The 15532-nt window shown below is 69.2% G+C and carries 14 protein-coding genes and 1 pseudogene; 2 read left to right on the top strand and 13 right to left on the bottom strand.

Annotated features, from left to right (window positions below):
• Nucleotides 1–10: 10 nt before the first annotated feature.
• The 11 genes and pseudogenes from K7787_RS00350 to K7787_RS00300 all read right to left on the bottom strand — a co-directional run bounded on the left by K7787_RS00350 (nucleotide 11) and on the right by K7787_RS00300 (nucleotide 10182).
• A complete protein-coding gene (locus K7787_RS00350) occupies nucleotides 11–526 on the bottom strand; it encodes an HORMA-1 domain-containing protein (protein ID WP_247720386.1) in 516 nt (171 codons plus the stop codon).
• A 2-nt stretch (nucleotides 527–528) separates the two neighbouring features.
• Entirely contained in the window at nucleotides 529–1527 is a 999-nt protein-coding gene (locus K7787_RS00345) for a CBASS oligonucleotide cyclase (protein ID WP_223000049.1), read from the bottom strand.
• Between the two features lie 108 nt (nucleotides 1528–1635).
• Nucleotides 1636–2062, bottom strand: a pseudogene (locus K7787_RS00340) (transposase family protein); the annotation flags it as partial.
• Between the two features lie 70 nt (nucleotides 2063–2132).
• A complete protein-coding gene (locus K7787_RS00335; protein ID WP_223000048.1) occupies nucleotides 2133–3602 on the bottom strand; it encodes an ATP-dependent nuclease in 1470 nt (489 codons plus the stop codon).
• A 345-nt stretch (nucleotides 3603–3947) separates the two neighbouring features.
• Nucleotides 3948–4979 carry a serine hydrolase domain-containing protein gene (locus K7787_RS00330; protein WP_223000047.1) on the bottom strand — a complete coding sequence of 344 codons (1032 nt, stop codon included), beginning with the start codon at nucleotides 4977–4979 and terminating at the stop codon, nucleotides 3948–3950.
• A 54-nt stretch (nucleotides 4980–5033) separates the two neighbouring features.
• Nucleotides 5034–6137, bottom strand: a complete 1104-nt coding sequence (locus K7787_RS00325; protein ID WP_223000046.1) for a glycosyltransferase family 4 protein — start codon at nucleotides 6135–6137, stop codon at nucleotides 5034–5036.
• On the bottom strand, nucleotides 6134–6670 hold the full coding sequence (locus tag K7787_RS00320) for a dCTP deaminase (protein WP_223000045.1): 537 nt from the start codon (nucleotides 6668–6670) through the stop codon (nucleotides 6134–6136). The genes K7787_RS00325 and K7787_RS00320 overlap by 4 nt, the downstream gene beginning before the upstream one ends.
• Nucleotides 6667–7206 carry a dCTP deaminase gene (gene dcd, locus K7787_RS00315; RefSeq protein ID WP_223000044.1) on the bottom strand — a complete coding sequence of 180 codons (540 nt, stop codon included), beginning with the start codon at nucleotides 7204–7206 and terminating at the stop codon, nucleotides 6667–6669. Before dcd ends, K7787_RS00320 begins: the two co-directional genes overlap by 4 nt.
• Nucleotides 7203–8417: a metallophosphoesterase gene (locus tag K7787_RS00310; protein WP_223000043.1), complete on the bottom strand. Its 1215-nt coding sequence runs from the start codon at nucleotides 8415–8417 to the stop codon at nucleotides 7203–7205. Before K7787_RS00310 ends, dcd begins: the two co-directional genes overlap by 4 nt.
• Nucleotides 8414–9733 (bottom strand): carboxyvinyltransferase, encoded by a 1320-nt coding sequence (locus K7787_RS00305; protein WP_223000042.1) that lies wholly within the window; start codon nucleotides 9731–9733, stop codon nucleotides 8414–8416. The genes K7787_RS00310 and K7787_RS00305 overlap by 4 nt, the downstream gene beginning before the upstream one ends.
• Nucleotides 9730–10182: an ATP-binding protein gene (locus K7787_RS00300; protein WP_223000041.1), complete on the bottom strand. Its 453-nt coding sequence runs from the start codon at nucleotides 10180–10182 to the stop codon at nucleotides 9730–9732. The genes K7787_RS00305 and K7787_RS00300 overlap by 4 nt, the downstream gene beginning before the upstream one ends.
• Nucleotides 10183–10352: 170 nt before the next feature.
• Between K7787_RS00300 and K7787_RS00295 the strand changes: the two genes are divergently transcribed.
• The gene (locus K7787_RS00295) at nucleotides 10353–11639 is read left to right on the top strand and encodes a helix-turn-helix domain-containing protein (RefSeq protein WP_223000131.1); all 1287 of its coding nucleotides are present in this window, start codon (nucleotides 10353–10355) and stop codon (nucleotides 11637–11639) included.
• Complete coding sequence (locus K7787_RS00290) at nucleotides 11636–12163, top strand: flavoprotein (RefSeq protein ID WP_223000040.1); 528 nt, start codon at nucleotides 11636–11638, stop codon at nucleotides 12161–12163. Before K7787_RS00295 ends, K7787_RS00290 begins: the two co-directional genes overlap by 4 nt.
• 426 nt (nucleotides 12164–12589) lie before the next feature.
• Here K7787_RS00290 and K7787_RS00285 read toward each other — a convergent pair whose 3' ends face one another.
• Both K7787_RS00285 and mobC read right to left on the bottom strand, forming a co-directional pair.
• Nucleotides 12590–14257, bottom strand: a complete 1668-nt coding sequence (locus K7787_RS00285) for a relaxase/mobilization nuclease domain-containing protein (protein ID WP_247720385.1) — start codon at nucleotides 14255–14257, stop codon at nucleotides 12590–12592.
• On the bottom strand, nucleotides 14258–14704 hold the full coding sequence (gene mobC, locus K7787_RS00280) for a plasmid mobilization relaxosome protein MobC (protein WP_308036259.1): 447 nt from the start codon (nucleotides 14702–14704) through the stop codon (nucleotides 14258–14260).
• Between the last annotated feature and the right edge of the window lie 828 nt (nucleotides 14705–15532).

Raw genomic sequence — 15532 nt, 5'->3', positions numbered from 1 at the left:
CGGCGCTGGATTAGTGGGCGACGTAGACGTCGCGGGAGACGCCGGCGCCATTGCGGGCGTAGCCGTGCCCCGTAGTGGTGTTGCCCGCGAGGGCGCTCGGGGCGGTGCCGGTCGTCCGGGAGATCGGCAGAGTCTCCTTGACCCCTGTTTGTTGACTGCTGGTCAAGAGCCAGAACGTGGAGCTGTAGGTCAGGAAGCTGTGGAAGCCGTAGCCGGCGAGATCGACGGGGTCGGGGAAGCTGCCCGGCCGGGAGTCGGTGAGCTGGCCGCCGGCCGTGGCCTTGTAGCGCAGGCGGAACTTCCAGGTGTTGGTGGCCGTGTCGCGGAAGCCGTAGTCGACAGAGTCGAGATAGCCGTCGCGCAGGAGCAGGGCGACCTCCTCGGCGAAGTGGTCGATTCTGTCGAGGGAGGGCTCGCCGTAGAGGTTGAACAGCAGGCGCAGGTCGGCGGCGACTCTGCCTCCTACGTAGCGGGCGTCGGTGATCGTGAACGAGGAGGAGGCGGATCTGGTGTACGAGCCGGTCATGGTCATTCTCCCGGGAAGGTGGGGCCGAACAGCTCGCGCCAGGCGTCGAGCGCCTCGCCCTTCGTGGCCGCGTAGGCGGCCATCGTGAGGGTCTCGAGGGTGGTCTTGGCGTGGTTCACCAGCCGTAGGCGGTCGAGCTCGCTGTAACCCCGTGCGACGTTGTTCTCCGGGTTGACCGGGTCCCAGACCTGGATGGGGTCCGCTGTCGCGCTCACCGCGTTGGCCTTGTAGTAGTCGGTGAAAAGGATCGGTGTCTTCAGGCCGGTGCGGACGATGTAGGCGAGCACCTGCTCGATCGCCGCCGGGTAGTCGTTGACCTGGAGCGGCTTGCCATTCCAGCCGACATCCCACAGGTGCGCGACCAGGAGCTCGATCAGGAACGACTTGCAGCGCAGTTGCGGATCGACCGCCTTGCTCTCGCGGATCCATGCCTTCAGCAGGCGGATCAGCTCCCGGTAGCCGTCGCCGGCCTCCCCCTTGCGCTTCTCGATGAAGCGCAGGTGCAGCGTGACCGAGGTGAGCACCTTGGTGCCGCCGCTGGTGACCAGGTAACCCCTGTCGTCCGGCTCACCGGTGTAGAGCACCGGCACCACGTCGATCTTCAAGCCGGAGTCGCGCATGGTGATGCCCACCGCGTGGTCGGACGGCTTGAAGTCCTCCGCGACCTTCGTATTGCCGTAGACCTCCTTGCAGCGTTCCTCCAGCCACGTCAGCACGGTCGAGACGTCGACCTCGGGGTCCCCGACGCGCAGGTACGCGGCGACGTCCGCATCGGACCCCGTGCCGCTCTTGCGGCGGATCGCCGTGTACTTGGCCGTGCTGCCAGACGCGCGGAGCTTCACCAGGTCGAAGTCCGGGTGCGCGGCGATGTAGCCCTCCAGCCGCTCTCGCAGGTGATTCACCTGTCGGCGGCGTTCCTTCGCCTCCTCCGCCGGCACGTTGACCTTGCTCTGCGCGAATGCTTTGAGGACCCTGTGGTCGACGTAGCGCTCTCCCGACATAGCTGTTCGCCCTTCACCCGAGAAGATGACCGTCAGAAGAACAGGCTTACCACCCACCACTGACAACGCCGGTCCGAGTCAGGAGGGTGGCGACTGCACGGGAGTTCTATTGCGATGCCGGTAGCACCCTCGAGCGAACCGGGGCGTGCCGCCAGCACTGCCTCTGCGCCGACGGTTGGCTCGCTGGTCCTTCGGCTCGGGAATCGTGTGCTTTATGCCGCGTCTTTACAGGTAGCGGCGGGTATGGAGGGAGTTGTAGGTCGTCGCCGCTGACGTAGTCCGGCCGGGCGCGTGGCTGGCTCCGTGCGGCCGGGGAACCCGGATCTGGTCCAGGACTTCGGATGTCTGCGGGGCGTCGTCCCTTTCCTCGGGGCCCTTGGCCAGATCTCGGGGCGTCGGCCGCGTGCTGGTGGGCCCGACACGAGATTGAGTCGACTCCGACGATGGACCACTCGATCCGCCCCCCGAGGTCGGCATCTGCCTGGACCGACTGCAGGATCCGGTCCCAGGTTCCGTCGACCGGCCAGCGGCGATGCCACTGGCCGGTCTTTCAGGAGTCGCAGCGCAAACCATCAATCGGATACACATAGTCGGTCGGGCGGTGCCTAGCGGCGGTCGCCGACCTCGGACCGCACGTAGTCGGTCAAGGAGAAGAAGTCCGCCGACTCGTGGGCTTCGACGTAGGCGCGGCAGGCGTCGCTGGCTATGGCGGTGGGGTCCAGCATGAGACGATCGGCAATGACTTTTGCGTAGTTGTGGTGGTCGGCTACACCGGCAAGTGTCTCGGTGATGTCCACGTTGAAAGGCGCTCTGGCGAAGTAGTCCTTGACGGCAGGGTGGAAGAAGACCTCCTTCTCGGGCGGGAGGCTGCCGGGCAAGGTGATGACCCCGCCTGCGCCGTCGTGGGGCATGTCTCCGTCGCTCAGGCCCACCGTGCGGCGTTTGGCGTTGCGCAGCAGCTTCACTGCGCCGGGGATCTCCTGGCCTCCGCCAATCTCAAGGAAGGTGCAGCCGGACAACAGATCCGGGTCGGTGGTGCGGAAGATCCACGTGGTCAGGCAGCGGGCGAAGGCGTCCTCTACGCAGATGGTGATGCCGTCAGGTATGCGCCCTTCCCTCTGCAGGTGGGAATCGATCTGGTAGGTGCTCAGGCCGTGGGTGGCTGTGACACCATTCTCAGGGGTGCGGCGCAGGTAGACGACGGATTCCCGGCCGAACTGGCCCAGAATCGCAGCGCTGTGAGTGGTGAGAATAATCTGGTGGCCGCGGCGGTTGGCCACGTCGACGAGGTACTGGGCCAGTCGTACCTGGGCGTCGCCGTGCAGTGAGGTTTCGGGTTCCTCCAGGAGGATGAGGCTCTTGGGAGGCGCGGTCTCCAGCGTGTTGACCATGTAGACGACGCGTCCTTCACCGAAGCCCATGTGGTTTTCGGAGTAGGTCTGGCCGCCGCGGCTGGCCATGGCCAGTTTGGAGGACTTGGTGGTGGTGCGTACGTCGGTGAATGCCAGCTGGTCGTAGGGCAGGCCCAGGATTCGTGCCACATGCTGAGCTGCCTGCGGTTGCAGTTGGCGGGTTTCTCCCAGTTCGAGGGTGCGGGCACCATAGACGGACATGTCACGGCGTTCGACTTTCGGGATGAACTGGGTGAAGCCGATGTAGTGGGTGGCTCGCTGAGGCTGGCGCTTGTAGCCGGACCACTCTTTGGCCGCTCGTTTGACGGTCAGCTGCTGGGGGGTGGAGTGACCTTCGGTGGCGTAGGTGTAGTGGACCTCGGCGTCGGCTGCGAAGGGATGAGGGTCGGCCGCGGACACCGGGAAGAAGTGGGCCACATAGAAGCGCAGCAAGGCGTAACCGTCAGGCTGGCGGAAGGCGCATGCTGCGAGCTGAGCAATGGTGCTCTTGCCTGTTCCGTTGAGCCCCGACAACGCCGTGATGGGCGAGGTGAACGACAGGGTCAGGTCCGGTACCCCCCGGAAGCCCTTCACGTGCATGGCCAGCAGCATTGGACCGAAGTTCGCGTGGCATGCACGTGTGAACTTCTTGCCCAGCTTCCGCACCTGATCATCATGACTCATTCGCATATGCTCCCAGAGCACACCTCAGGGACTGAACTCATGTGCTGGATAACGCCAGTGGGCCCCGTTTCATCATGCTGACCTTCCCTGCTGGGTGGACGCTGGCCGAGACGTGTCGCGCTGCGCGAGGCATCGGGCACAGGGCCAGCTTCCCGCCCAGATCCTGCCACGGCGTGGCGCCGGCCCCTCCTACCCCCTCGGGTCCGCTGCAGCGACGCCATCCGACCGACCTGACCACAGTCCAGCCCTTCTGCTCTCGCATCTGTGCGGCCAAATACGCCGAAACCCTTGAACCTGCATGCGCGGTTCAGCACGACCTCGATGTCCTAAGCTGTTGTGTTCAGGTCAGGACAAGGCGGCGGCTCGAAAAGTGTTCCGGACGCCGGTCAGCGGCTCTCGGTCTCGGGTGAAGTAGAGCTTGTTGGTGAGAAGGACCGCCCAGCGCTGCTGCTTCGGGCTGATCCACATGGCGGTGCCGGTGAAGCCGTAGTGGACCCAGACGTCCTCACGCAGCTCGGTGCCGGGCGCGGGGTGCCAGAAGAGGCCGCGGACGGGGGTGAGTTCGCCGGTGCGGATGCGGAGGGAGTCGGCGATCCAGGCCGAGCCGAAGGCGGCCTGAGTCGGGGCGAGCATGTGCTGGAGGAAGCGGTTGAGGTCGGCGAGGGTGGAGAAGGCGCCGGCGATGCCGCAGGTGCCGCCGAGGAGGCGGGCGGAGAAGTCGTGCGCGGTGCCTTTGAGGTGAGTGCCGGTTTCCTCGTCGAGTTCGGTGGGGGCGCAGCGGGCGATCACGTCCGCGGGCAGAGGGCCGAAGCGGGTTTCGGTCATGCCGAGGGGTTCCCAGATCTGGCTGGTGGCCAGGCGGTCGAGGGGTTGGCCGGCGAGGTGTTCGGCCAGGTAGCCGAGGATCAGGGCAGCTCGGTCGGTGTACTCGACGGCCTCGCTGGGGGCGCGATGGAGGGTCTCGTGGAGGACGCCGTCGCGGATGTCTTGGGGGTCGGTGCCGTAGAGGTTCTTGAGGTTGGCGCGTAGAGGCAGGCCGGCCGTGTGGGTCAGGAGTTCGTGGGTGGTGACCTGGGCGAGCGGGTAGCCGGTGACCTCGGGCCAGAAGGTGCCGAGCGGGGTGTGGAGCTGGAGCTTGCCCTCTTCGACGAGGGTGCCGATGACAGCCCACACGGCGACGATCTTGGTGAGGCTGGCGATGTCGAAGACGGTGTCGAGCCGCATCGGCTCGTCGGGACGGCCCGGGTCGAGGAGGCCGACAGCCCCACTCGCCGTCGTACCGGAGGCGTTGCCGACGGCCCAGACGGCTCCCGGGTAGACCCGGTCGCGGACGCCGTCCTGGAGGAGCTGCTCAATGCGCGGGATGTCGAGCGTCATGGTGTTCCGATCGTAGTGAGACGGCCGGTGCTGGTGGGGGTGCGCCACGGGTGATCAGGCGAGCCGCCTGCCGAGCTCGGCGAGAGCCGCTGCGGTGGCGCTCAGGGGGAAGCGGGCCGCGTTGATGGCGCCGGCTGCGCGGAGCGCCGGCAGGAGGCCGGGGCTGGTGCGGAGGCGGTCGAGTTCGCGGGCGACAGTGTGCGGGTCGGCGAAGTCGGTGGCGAGGCCGGTGCCGCCCAGCGCCTCGGTGAGGCCGGGCACGGGTTGGTAGAGGACGGGGAGTCCGCATGCCTGGGCTTCGAGCGCCACGAGGCCCATGGCCTCCAGTGTCGTGGAGGGCATCACCAGGACGTCGTGGTCGGCGAAGGTCCTCCAGAGCTGTGGGCGGCGTAGCCAGCCGAGGTAGTGGACGTGCACTCCGCGCTGGTGGAGGCGGGGGCGAAGGGAGTGGAATTCGGCTCGGGGTGCGGCGATGGACAGCTCGGCGGACTGGGTGAGGGGGAGGGCTGAGAGGAGGGTGTCGAAGCCCTTCTCGGGGGTGAGTCGGCCGGCGTACAGGATTCGCAGGTGGCTGGAGGGCTGGTTTCGGCGCCGTGGGGGAGGGGTGGAGATGAGGTGGTCGGGGATGCCCCAGGAGATCTTCTCGACCTTGCGGCGTCGGGTGTCGGGGGCGAGGAGGAGCAGTCGGTCCGCCATTGCGCCGGTCGGTACCACGATCGTGTCGGCAGCCCAGGCGGCCTCGCGCAGGGTGGCCAGCTGTTCGGGGTGCGTTTCGGCGAAGAGAAGGTCGGTTCCGTGGACCAGGGCGATCCGAGGGAGCTTCGGGAAGGCTCTGAGCAGGGCCGGTGTGGCGCCGAAGGCCAGGTGCTGCAGATGCAGGATTCCGGCGTCGCCCGGATCCACCGTCTCGGCCAGGACTCGCTGGAGAGTGGCGACGTAGCGGCGGAAGGCGTACCCCGTCAGGCACTTTCCCGGCACCTGCACCAGCTCCAGACCCGCTGGCATGGGCGGCCGCAAGCCTCTGCGCTCGGGCGCGAGCATGAAGGCGTGGGCGGGCAGGAGGGGAACGCGGCCGGTGTACAGGTCCAGGAAGAGCTCGACGCTTCCGCCGGGGCTCGGGAAGGGCAGGTCGAGGGCCGTGACGACGGTGGGGTTCACGGGGGGCCTCCCGGGTTCTCCTCGTAGAGGCGGGACGTTTCGATGCCCTGGCTGTCCCGGTACTTGAGGCCGTGGTTCTGGTAGCTGGCCGTGGCACCGAGGGCCTGGAGGAAGACCAGCTTGCCGAACGTCATGCGCGGGTAGACCCGGACCGGCCGGCTCGCCCGGATCTCCAGGGTCCAGCGGATGGCGTGGCCCTGGTGCCCGAGGGGAGCGGAGACGTGGACCCAGATCCCGAGCGCGCCGATCGTACGGTCGCCGTTGAGGAACTGCGCGTACGCCTCCGAGCCGGTCCGCTCGTACGTCGTCCCCAGGTAGAGGACCTCCGGCCGCAGCACGTACCCGGACTCGGGGATCGGCACCTCCTGGAAGTCGGTCGGCCTCGCCGCGTCCAGGGAGCCGTCGTGGAGGCGGAGGGTGTCGCCGAGACGCCAGTCGTAGGCGTTGGGGGAGATTCTTCGCGGCTCGTACGGCTCGATGGTGATCTCGCCGGCGGCCCTGGCGGAGGCGATGGCGGGGCCGGTGAGGATCACGAGGCCACCGCCCCGAGGGCGCCGAGGTCGCGCCAGTACGCGGAGGGCTGGGGGCCGGCGGACGACTGGTACTTGCCCGCGTAGAGCGCCACCGGGCCGACCGACACGAAGAACATGATCTGGCCGATCCGCATGCCCGCGTAGACGCGGAGCGGCCGGATCGGGGAGAGCATGAGCGTCCACTGGCCGTGGAAGCCGATGTCCCCGATGGGAGCGGTGATTTCGATGAACAGGCCGAGGCGGCCGACCGAGGAACGTCCGAAGAGCAGGGGAACGAAGGTGTCCGAGCCGACCTCCTCGATGGTGTGGCCGAGGTAGAGCTGGCCGGGCTGGAGCTCGAAGCCGTCCGGCCCGATCTCGATGGACTCGGTGGCGTTCGGGCGGTGGGCGTCCAGGGTGTGTCCGGCGTACGTGAGTAGGGTCCCGCCGAGACGGACGTTGTAGCTGTTCGGATTCACCTGCGTCGGCTCGAACGGGGAGATGCGGATGCGGCCGTCGGCCGTGGCCTGGGTGATCTCGGGGCCGGTGAGGATCATCGGGATTCTCCATCGGTGAGCGTGTGCTGCACGGCCTGGCTGAGACGGATGCCGGCCTGCCGGGTGCGGCCTCCGAGGTACGAGTCGGCGAGATAGCCGGTGGTCAGTACGCTCGGCAGGCGGTCGGGCAGGGGGCGGGGCGAGGACACGACCGGGCCCGTCTGCTCGGTGAGGTGGGCGAGGAGTGCCGCTGGGTCTGCGAGGAAGCGCTCCGGCAGGTGGGCGTGTACGAGCTGGTTGTCGAAGGGCTCGATGGCCAGGAGGTCGCCCTGCGTAAGTACGGTCCCCAACCGGGGAGACCGAAGTGCGGTCTCGTTCAGCAGCACGGCTTCGGCGCCCAGACCGTTGTGGAGGCGGTCGGCGACGTCGGAGAGTAGGGCGCGACGGTCGAGCGGACCGTTCGCGTACGGGGGCCTGAGCAAACCGAGCGGTGCGCGCAGTTCCTCGTGGACGGCGTCGATGGCCTCCCATGTACGACCGAGTTCGTGGGGGAGGGCGGCTGCTGGCGGGAAGGAGCCTACCTGGGCGGCCCAGCCCGCGCCCACGGGTTCAGCCAGCGCGTACCCGGTCGCGAGTTCACGCCCCTTGAGGACGAGCGTGTCCCCGACGGACACCGGCTTCGGACGCTCGCTGTGACAGTGCCCGGCGAAGACGATGTCCAGGAACGGGCAGGCAGCAGCCAGCTTGAGGTCCTCGTCGAACCCGGAGTGGCTGAGCACCACCCAGGAGTCGGCCCGGTGGTGGTGGGTCAGCATCAGCTCGCGCAGTGCCTGGACCGGTTCGGTGACACGGTGTCCAGCGCGCTGGTCGGCGGGGATGGCATTGAACGCCTGGGGGCCGATGACACCCGTGACGGCGACGCGGCGGGTGCCGACACGCACGAGGCGGGCAGGACGAAAGAGCGGATTGCCGGTCTCGGCGTCGACGGCGTTCGCGCACACTGTGATGGCTTGGAGGTCCGGTCGGAAGTAGTGGCCCCAGCCGTGGTTGCCCGGAGCCACGGCGTCGTAGAGACGGACCAGGACGTCCCGCTCGATCCGGCCTTGACCGAGCCGGTAGTAGCCCGTGCCCTCGAAGAAGTCCCCGCAGTCGACGACGAAGCTGTCGTGTCTCATGGCGTGCAGGTGCGCGAGCATCGGTACGGCGTCGTCGAAGGCCGAGTGGAAGTCGGTGGTGGCGATGATTCGCTGGAAGTGTCTGGCTGTGGTCATGGGGTGACCTCGTAGATGTCGGCGCCGAGGGCGAGGAGCTTGCCGGGCAGGTCGGCGTGCCCGCGGCGGATCTGGTCGACCCCGCCGAGCGTGGTGACGCCACGGGCGGTGAGCCCGGCGACCATCAGCGCCGAACCCGTGCGGATGTCGGTCGCCTCCACTCCGGCACCCGTCAGCCGCTGGGGTCCGGTAAACCGGCACTCGGTGGAGGACAGTTCGGTGATCTCCCCGCCCATGCGGACGAGCTGCGGGACGAGGTTGCTGTGGCGCCCGGGGTTGATCGGATCCGAGAACAGGTGCGTGCCGGGGAAGCCCAGGGCGAGGCCGAGCAGTGGCGGTTCGAAGTCGGCGTCGAGGCCGTTGGGGGCGAGGGTGGCCATGGCGCGCAGAGGGCGGCCGGTCGGTTGGGTGTTCCGACCGTGAACGACGAGCGCCTCGGCTTCATCGGCCGTGGGGATGCCCATCCGGTTCAGGGCGGCGACCAGTGGTGCGACGTCGGGTCCGTGGACGCCCTCGATCCGCGCGGTGCCACCGGTGGCGGCCACGGCACAGGCCAGGGTCCCGGCCTCGATCTTGTCTCCCGGCACCTTCCAGACGGGTACATCCTCCGAGGCGGAAGACGGCGGTACGAGGGTGAGGATGCGCTCGCCGGCACGGTACGCGTACCCCACGGTCGTCAGAGCGTCCAGAACGCAGAGGACCTCCGGGGAGAGGTTCGGCTGCCCGAGTCGAAGCGGTGTACCCGCGACCACGGCGCGCAGCACCGCGGCGATCGTCGCCCCGCGCGAGCGGAACGGCAGGACCAGCGACACCGTGCCACGGACCACCTTGCCGGCTTCGACCACGTACCCGCGATCGTCCACGCGGACGCGGTCGCCGAAGGCTTCGTACACCTTGAAGTGCTGCTCCATCCCGCGGTCACCGATCCGGCATCCGCCCGGCCAGGGGAGCCGGGCACGGCCGCACAGGGCGATCAGAGCGGGGACGAGGTAGTACGAGGCGCGGATGCTGGAAGCGTCCTCGCCCAGGCCGCCGGGTGTCGGGGTCGCCTTGCCGGGGAGGACGAGGACGGTGTGGCTGTCACCCACCGGGTGGGAGGTGTTCCAGCCCGCCTGGTGCAGCAGGCCCAGCAGCGTCTGGACATCCGAGTTGGCGGGGACGTTGTCGAGACGTACGGGGCGAAGGAGGGCAGCCGCAGCGGCGACGAGCGGGAGCGCGGCGTTCTTCGAACCGTCGACCGTCACTGCACCGGCGAGGGGCCGGCCGGGCCGGATGGCGATCACCTGGGATGTGACGGCGGGGACGCGGGTGCTCACGTGTAACTCCTCTGTACGGGAAGGGATGCGGCGGCCGTGGCCGCGACGGATGAGGGCTCGGACATGTCGATCTCGGCCCAGCAGGACTTGCCGGAGTCCGTGGGCGTCGTACCGAAGCGGTCGGCGAGCACGCCGACCAGGAAGAGGCCGCGCCCGCCCTCGCTGTCGTCCTCCGGCAGCGTCGGGGCGGGCAACGCGGGACCGCGGTCGCGGACCTCTACTCGCAGCACCGCGCCGGACAGACGGACATCCACAGGGATCGGGTGGTGCCCGGCGTACCGGATCGCGTTTGTCGCGAGCTCGCTGAACACCACTTCGGCTGTGTGGACGACGTCGGAATCCGGTGGGGTCTCCGCCCAGTCCTGGACGGCGTCCCGAACCCGCCGACGTGCCGTGGTCACGGCGGCCGGCGTCGGCAGAACGGAGAAAGTGATCTGGTGCGCTTCCATGAGCGGCCTCCAGGGGTGGGATCGACCAGCCCAAGGAACCGTGGAACGCGATGTGTTCGCGATGTCCTGTGCCCGTGGTGCATCGCGTATGCAGAAGCTGCATGACGACCCCGTACGGCTCGCATACGCTCGCCCGCACGGGCATGCTCGACACGGACGGAAGGGCATGGATGGTCGACGTGAAGACCGAAGCCGAGAAGATCGGCGAGACGATCAAGCGCGCCCGCCAACTCAGCGGACGATCACAGAAGGACGTCGCTGCAGCCCTGGGCTACCACCAGTCCAAGCTCAGCCGCCTGGAAGGCGGACGAGGCACGGACGACATCCGCGTCTTACGCGCCGTCGCCGCCGAACTCCACATTCCGCCACACCTCCTCGGCCTGAGCTACGCCGACGTGTCCGCCGCACCACATCCCGACGATCCCGAGACAGAAGACATGCGCCGCCGCACCTTCCTGGCCGCGAGCATCGCCTCCCTCACGACCCCGGCCACGCCCGCCACCGCCGCCCATGACGACCTCGTACGCTCACTTCTCCCTGGCCCCAGAGCCGCCACTGCCTCTTCGTGGAACGGAGAGATCCAGCCCCTGCGGGACAGGCTCACCACCGCCCGCCGCCTCTTCTGCACCTGCGACTACGCGGAGCTGGAGGCGATGCTGCCTGGCCTGATCACTGATCTTCGGGAGGCGGCTGGTGACCACCGCAACGCCGAGGAGACGGCCGGGCTTCTGGCCACCGCGTACCGGACCTCGACGAGTCTGCTCCTCAAGCAAGGGGACCAGGGCAACGCCTGGTTGGCGGTGGGACGCGCCATGGCAGAGGCCGAGCGCTCCGGCGATCCCGTCGTCCTCGCCTCCAGCGTCCGCCTTCACGCTCACGTTCTGACCCGTGAGAAGCACACCGCTCAGGCCGTCACCCTCGTCCGCCACACGGCAGGCCAGCTCGCCGGCTCCTACGATCGGCACTCGTCCCGATACCTCGCCGCCGTCGGCCTGCTGCTCCTACGAGGAGCGACTGCGGCCAGCCGCGGCGGCGACCGTGCAGCAACCCGGGAGTTCCTCGACGAGGCACGGGAGGTCGCCCGGTACGTCGCTCTCGACCAGCCCGACGATTGGGCCAACTTCAGCCCGACCAACGTCGCAATCCACGCCGTCAGTGCCTCGGTGTCATTCGGCGACGCAGGCATCGCTTTGAATGCCGCAGCGCCCCTCATGCGCTGGCACATCCCCGCCCCCGAACGCAGGGCAGCGCTCTGGGTCGAAGCCGCCCGCGCCTACAGCCAGCAGGGCCGCCTCGCCGAGGGCTATCAGGCCCTCCGCATCGCCGAGACCTGTGCCGCCCAGGACGTACGTCGCCCCGCCGTCCGCGACCTGGTCGCCGACATGGCCGCCCGGGACCGACGACGTACGCTGCCCGAGCTCCACCACTTCAGCCGCCGACTGGGAGTCCCCGCGTGACCGCACAGCCGTTTCTGTACGTCGTCGTCTGTGCCGCCGGCATCGCGGGCGACGCCCACAAGCTGATCACCGCGGCGCAGGAGCGGGGCTGGGGCGTCGGAGTCGTCGCGACACCGCAGGGACTCGGTTTCCTGGACTCCGAGGCGATCGAGGCCCAGACCGGCTTTCCGATCCGCTCGGCCTGGCGCAGACCGGGCGACTCGCGTCCGCTCCCGCCCGCCGATGCCATCGCCGTCGCGCCGGCCACGTTCAACACCGTCAACAAGTGGGCCGCTGGCATCGCCGACACTCTCGCGCTGGGCATCCTGTGCGAGGCGTACGGGATGGGGATCCCGACGGCCGTGCTGCCGTACGTGAACGCTGCCATGGCTGCGCACCCGGCGTACGGCCGGAGCCTGGACCAGCTGGAGGAGATGGGCGTGCTGGTCGGGTCGTACGAGCCGCACCGGCCGAAGGCGGGCGGGGGAGCGGACCGCTTTCGGTGGGAGGAGGCGTTGGAACTACTGGAGGGCAAGATCGACTGAGCGCGATCCGGCCTGCGTTCTCACCAGCGTGGCTAGCGTGTTCCGTTTCGGAACAGGTTCGCTGTTCCGAAACGGAACGGCGTGGGTGTTCCGAACCGGAACGCGAGAGCTGTTCCCTTGGGGAACGCGTTCGGCGTTCCCTGAAGGAACGGGGCCGCCTCCGTGTGCCACTACCGGGGGGAGCGTGCTGCGTAACGAGGAGTGGCCGCCTTGTTCAGTAACTGAACAGCGGTCCGCCGGTGCTCCGAGTCGGAACAAGGAGTGCGTTCCGCGCTGGAACGAGGTCGCTGTTCCGACGCGGAACGGCATCCCTGAGAGCGAGCCGCGGCCTGTTCACCCGGTGAACATCGCGGATGTTCACCGGGTGAACGCCTCGGCCGTTCACTCAGTGAACGTGCGGATTCGCCGCACGGGGCAGGGTCCGTGTCAACGACTCCTCGGAAGGGAGTCTGACCGCGTCGCCCTTGGCGTGGGTGTGGCAGGACCAGGCTGAACTCTGCCTACTGTGTCGTGCGGCGGCTTCTCGACTGCCAGATCCGGAGAGCGCCTCAGGCGCCAGGTGAGGACCTCGCTGAGGTTGTCGGCGGTGTCGAGTTCTCGGTGGCGTGCGGCTTGGGTGAGGAGCGCGGCGGGGTCGTGGCCGACTGCGGTGGCCTCGTTGAGGGTGGCAGCGAGGGCGGGCCAGGCGGGTTCGGCGAGGATCTGCTCGGCCAGGTCGGGGAGCGCCTGGCGCACCACGGCGGCCTGCCGATCCAGGAGTGGCCGGGCCAGGCGCCGACCCCGGTGGTGGATCACGGCCAGCGGCTCGACGGCTGCGGCGCGGTAGGCGACACGGAGGTGCTCGGCTGCTTGTCGGGCGGCTTCGGCCTGCTGGGTGTGGTTGCAGATGCGGTGCCAGTGCTGGGCGGCGATGACCGCCAGCAGGAGGGCGTCGAGGACGGTCGCGAGGAGGGCTCCATCCCTGGGTGGGGGCACGCGCAGGACGGCCTTCACCGCCCGTCGCGTGGCCTGGGCCTGCTGATGGTGGGCGCGGATGCGGGAGCGGCCGGCGCGCTCGAACGCTGTGGCTGCCTGGATCAGCTGGGCCTGGAGGCTGACGGGTGCGACCAGGGGAAGTGCATCGAGGGCTTCGGCGAGGACGGCGATGTGGGCCTGTCCGGTCTGGTCCTCGCCGCGGGCGAGGTGGTCGGGCGTCCGGTCGATGGCGATGGAGAGCCGTCGCCAGGCCGGGGTTTCGGGCTGGTCGGCAGGCGGTGCTTCCGTGGTCGCGAGGCGTTCGGCGATCTTGGGGTAGGAGAGGTCGGAGGCGAGGGTGGAGCCGGAGAACCAGACGGGCTCGCCCTGGGCGTTGGTGTCGCCGTCGAGGGCGACCTTGTAGCCGCGGACGTCCCCGGAGGGGAAGTACTGGATATCGACGAGGGCTCCGGCCCCCTCGACGATTCGGAAGAACTCCTCGGTGGTTGTGGCGGCCGAGACGCTGGTGCGGACGATGGTGCGAAGGTGCTCGCGGGAGGTCCGGGCTTTCCCCGTGCGGCGGGCCTTCTCCTGTTCGGCGCGGGTGGGTCGCTTGGCGGAGGTGCGGTCGCCGCGCGGGACCTGACGGAGCCCGTACTCCTTCTCGATGGCGACGAGTTCCTTGTCGGCGCGCAGGAAGTCGTTCCAGTTGCGGGGCGGGCGGAGGTCGCCTCGGACCTTGGTGGCGACGATGTGGATGTGGTCGTCGGCGTGGCGGACGGCGACCCAGCGGCAGGCGTCGGGGTCGCCGTCCGGCGCGATGCTGGTGGCGTTCAGCACGCGGCGGGCGATGGTGGCCCACTCGTCGTCGGTCAGGTGGCGGTCTTCGAGGGCGGCGCGGATCGAGCAGTGCCAGACGTGGTTCTTCGGCGCCTTCGGGCCGGCCTGCTTGACCCGCAGGTCGAGGACGTCGGTGAGCTGGGCGAGGGTGGCGTCGGGGTCGCGGCCGGGGTCGGGCACGAAGTCGTCCCACGCGGCGACGAGGTGGGGGTCGCTGTGTTCGTTGGCGCGGCCGGGCCCGTAGAGGTAGTTCAGGACGCCCCTGGTCTTGTGGCCGGGCTTGACGATGTTCGCGATCAATCAGGCCGCCCGGCGGTTTGTGGCGGCCACGATGGCGGCGGCGTCGACCGCCGTGACCGCCTCCTGGACCAAGGCCGCCAGCCGTCCGGCCTCGGCAAGCACAGCGGCGTCCATGGGGTGTGTCGTCCCGCCTTCGTTGAGGCGTTTGGCGATCTGGTTCGCGTTCGTGCCGACCCTGGAGACCTGCTTGCGCAAGGCTGCGTACTCGTCGATGAGGTCGTCGACGGGGGTGCGCTGTGCGGGCAGGGCGAGGTCGCCGTTCAGGTGGGCCATGACGATGGCGCCGACGAGGTGGGCGCCGGCCAGGCCGAGGCGGCGGGCCTCGTCGACGATCGCCTGCTTCTCGTCGACGCTGTAGCGGACGTCTACCCGCTCCTTGCGCTGCACGTCCTGGCGGGCGCGACGGCGGGCGAGGCGGCGCAGCGCGGCCTCGTCCGCCGCCCGCACACTCCCTGCCCCCGGTGCGCCCTCGCGCCGGGGACCTGCCTCCGCCACCCCCGGGGCGGAGGCTTTCGCGTGGGACCGGCCCTTGGACGGTCCAACGCCATACCTTGCTCCGCCCGGGGCTGGGGTGGTCACCTCCTGCTGCATGGAGGGAACTTCGTAGTGCGGGTCGTGCATGACTGGTCTCCGTGTCTTTCGTCGTTGTGCGGATGGTCGGTGAGGGCGTGTACGCGGTGAGCAATGTCAGCTGCGTTGGGCATCTGCGGGTTCCGTCGTCGGCTGCGCAGGACGCCATGCTCGATCCCCGTTACTGACCTTTTGGCACTTGGTCCCCACCGCGGTCCCCGGTCCCCTGGGGGACCGGTCCCCGGCGTCGGTCCCGTGTCGGGGACCGCCTGTAGCGGGGACGGTCCCCGCCTTGGCCGGCCCCTGGACCGGTGTTCCTGTTTCGGTGACGCCTCGGTTTGCCGGGGACCGAGCAGGGACGGTCCCGGCGTGCGAGGTCCCCGGGACCGGCTCCGCATGCCGCAGGGGACAGGTGCGGGGACCGGCCTCGTGGCCGCCCTGAGAAGCGGATTCGTGCCTGTGGCGGCGGGGTACAACCCGTTCCCCCCGGCCTCGTCGGTCCCCTGGCACAGGTCCTCGCGGTCCCCCGGTCCCGCTTCTGCCGCGACCTCTGGCTGGGGACCGGGGACCGCGAGCGTCGGGGACCGGTCCCCGGCATCCGGTGGGACTGGGGACCGACGGACCGTCAGGGGGACGGTCCCCGCGTACGGCGGGTTCGGTCCCCGCGTACGGCCTCCGCTGGACCTGTCCGAATCCCCGCAGGTC

This window comes from Streptomyces sennicomposti, assembly GCF_019890635.1.
GTDB lineage: Bacteria > Actinomycetota > Actinomycetes > Streptomycetales > Streptomycetaceae > Streptomyces > Streptomyces sennicomposti.
The sequence above is the reverse complement of the archived record's forward strand: the minus strand, read 5'-3'. Positions and strand labels throughout refer to the sequence as shown.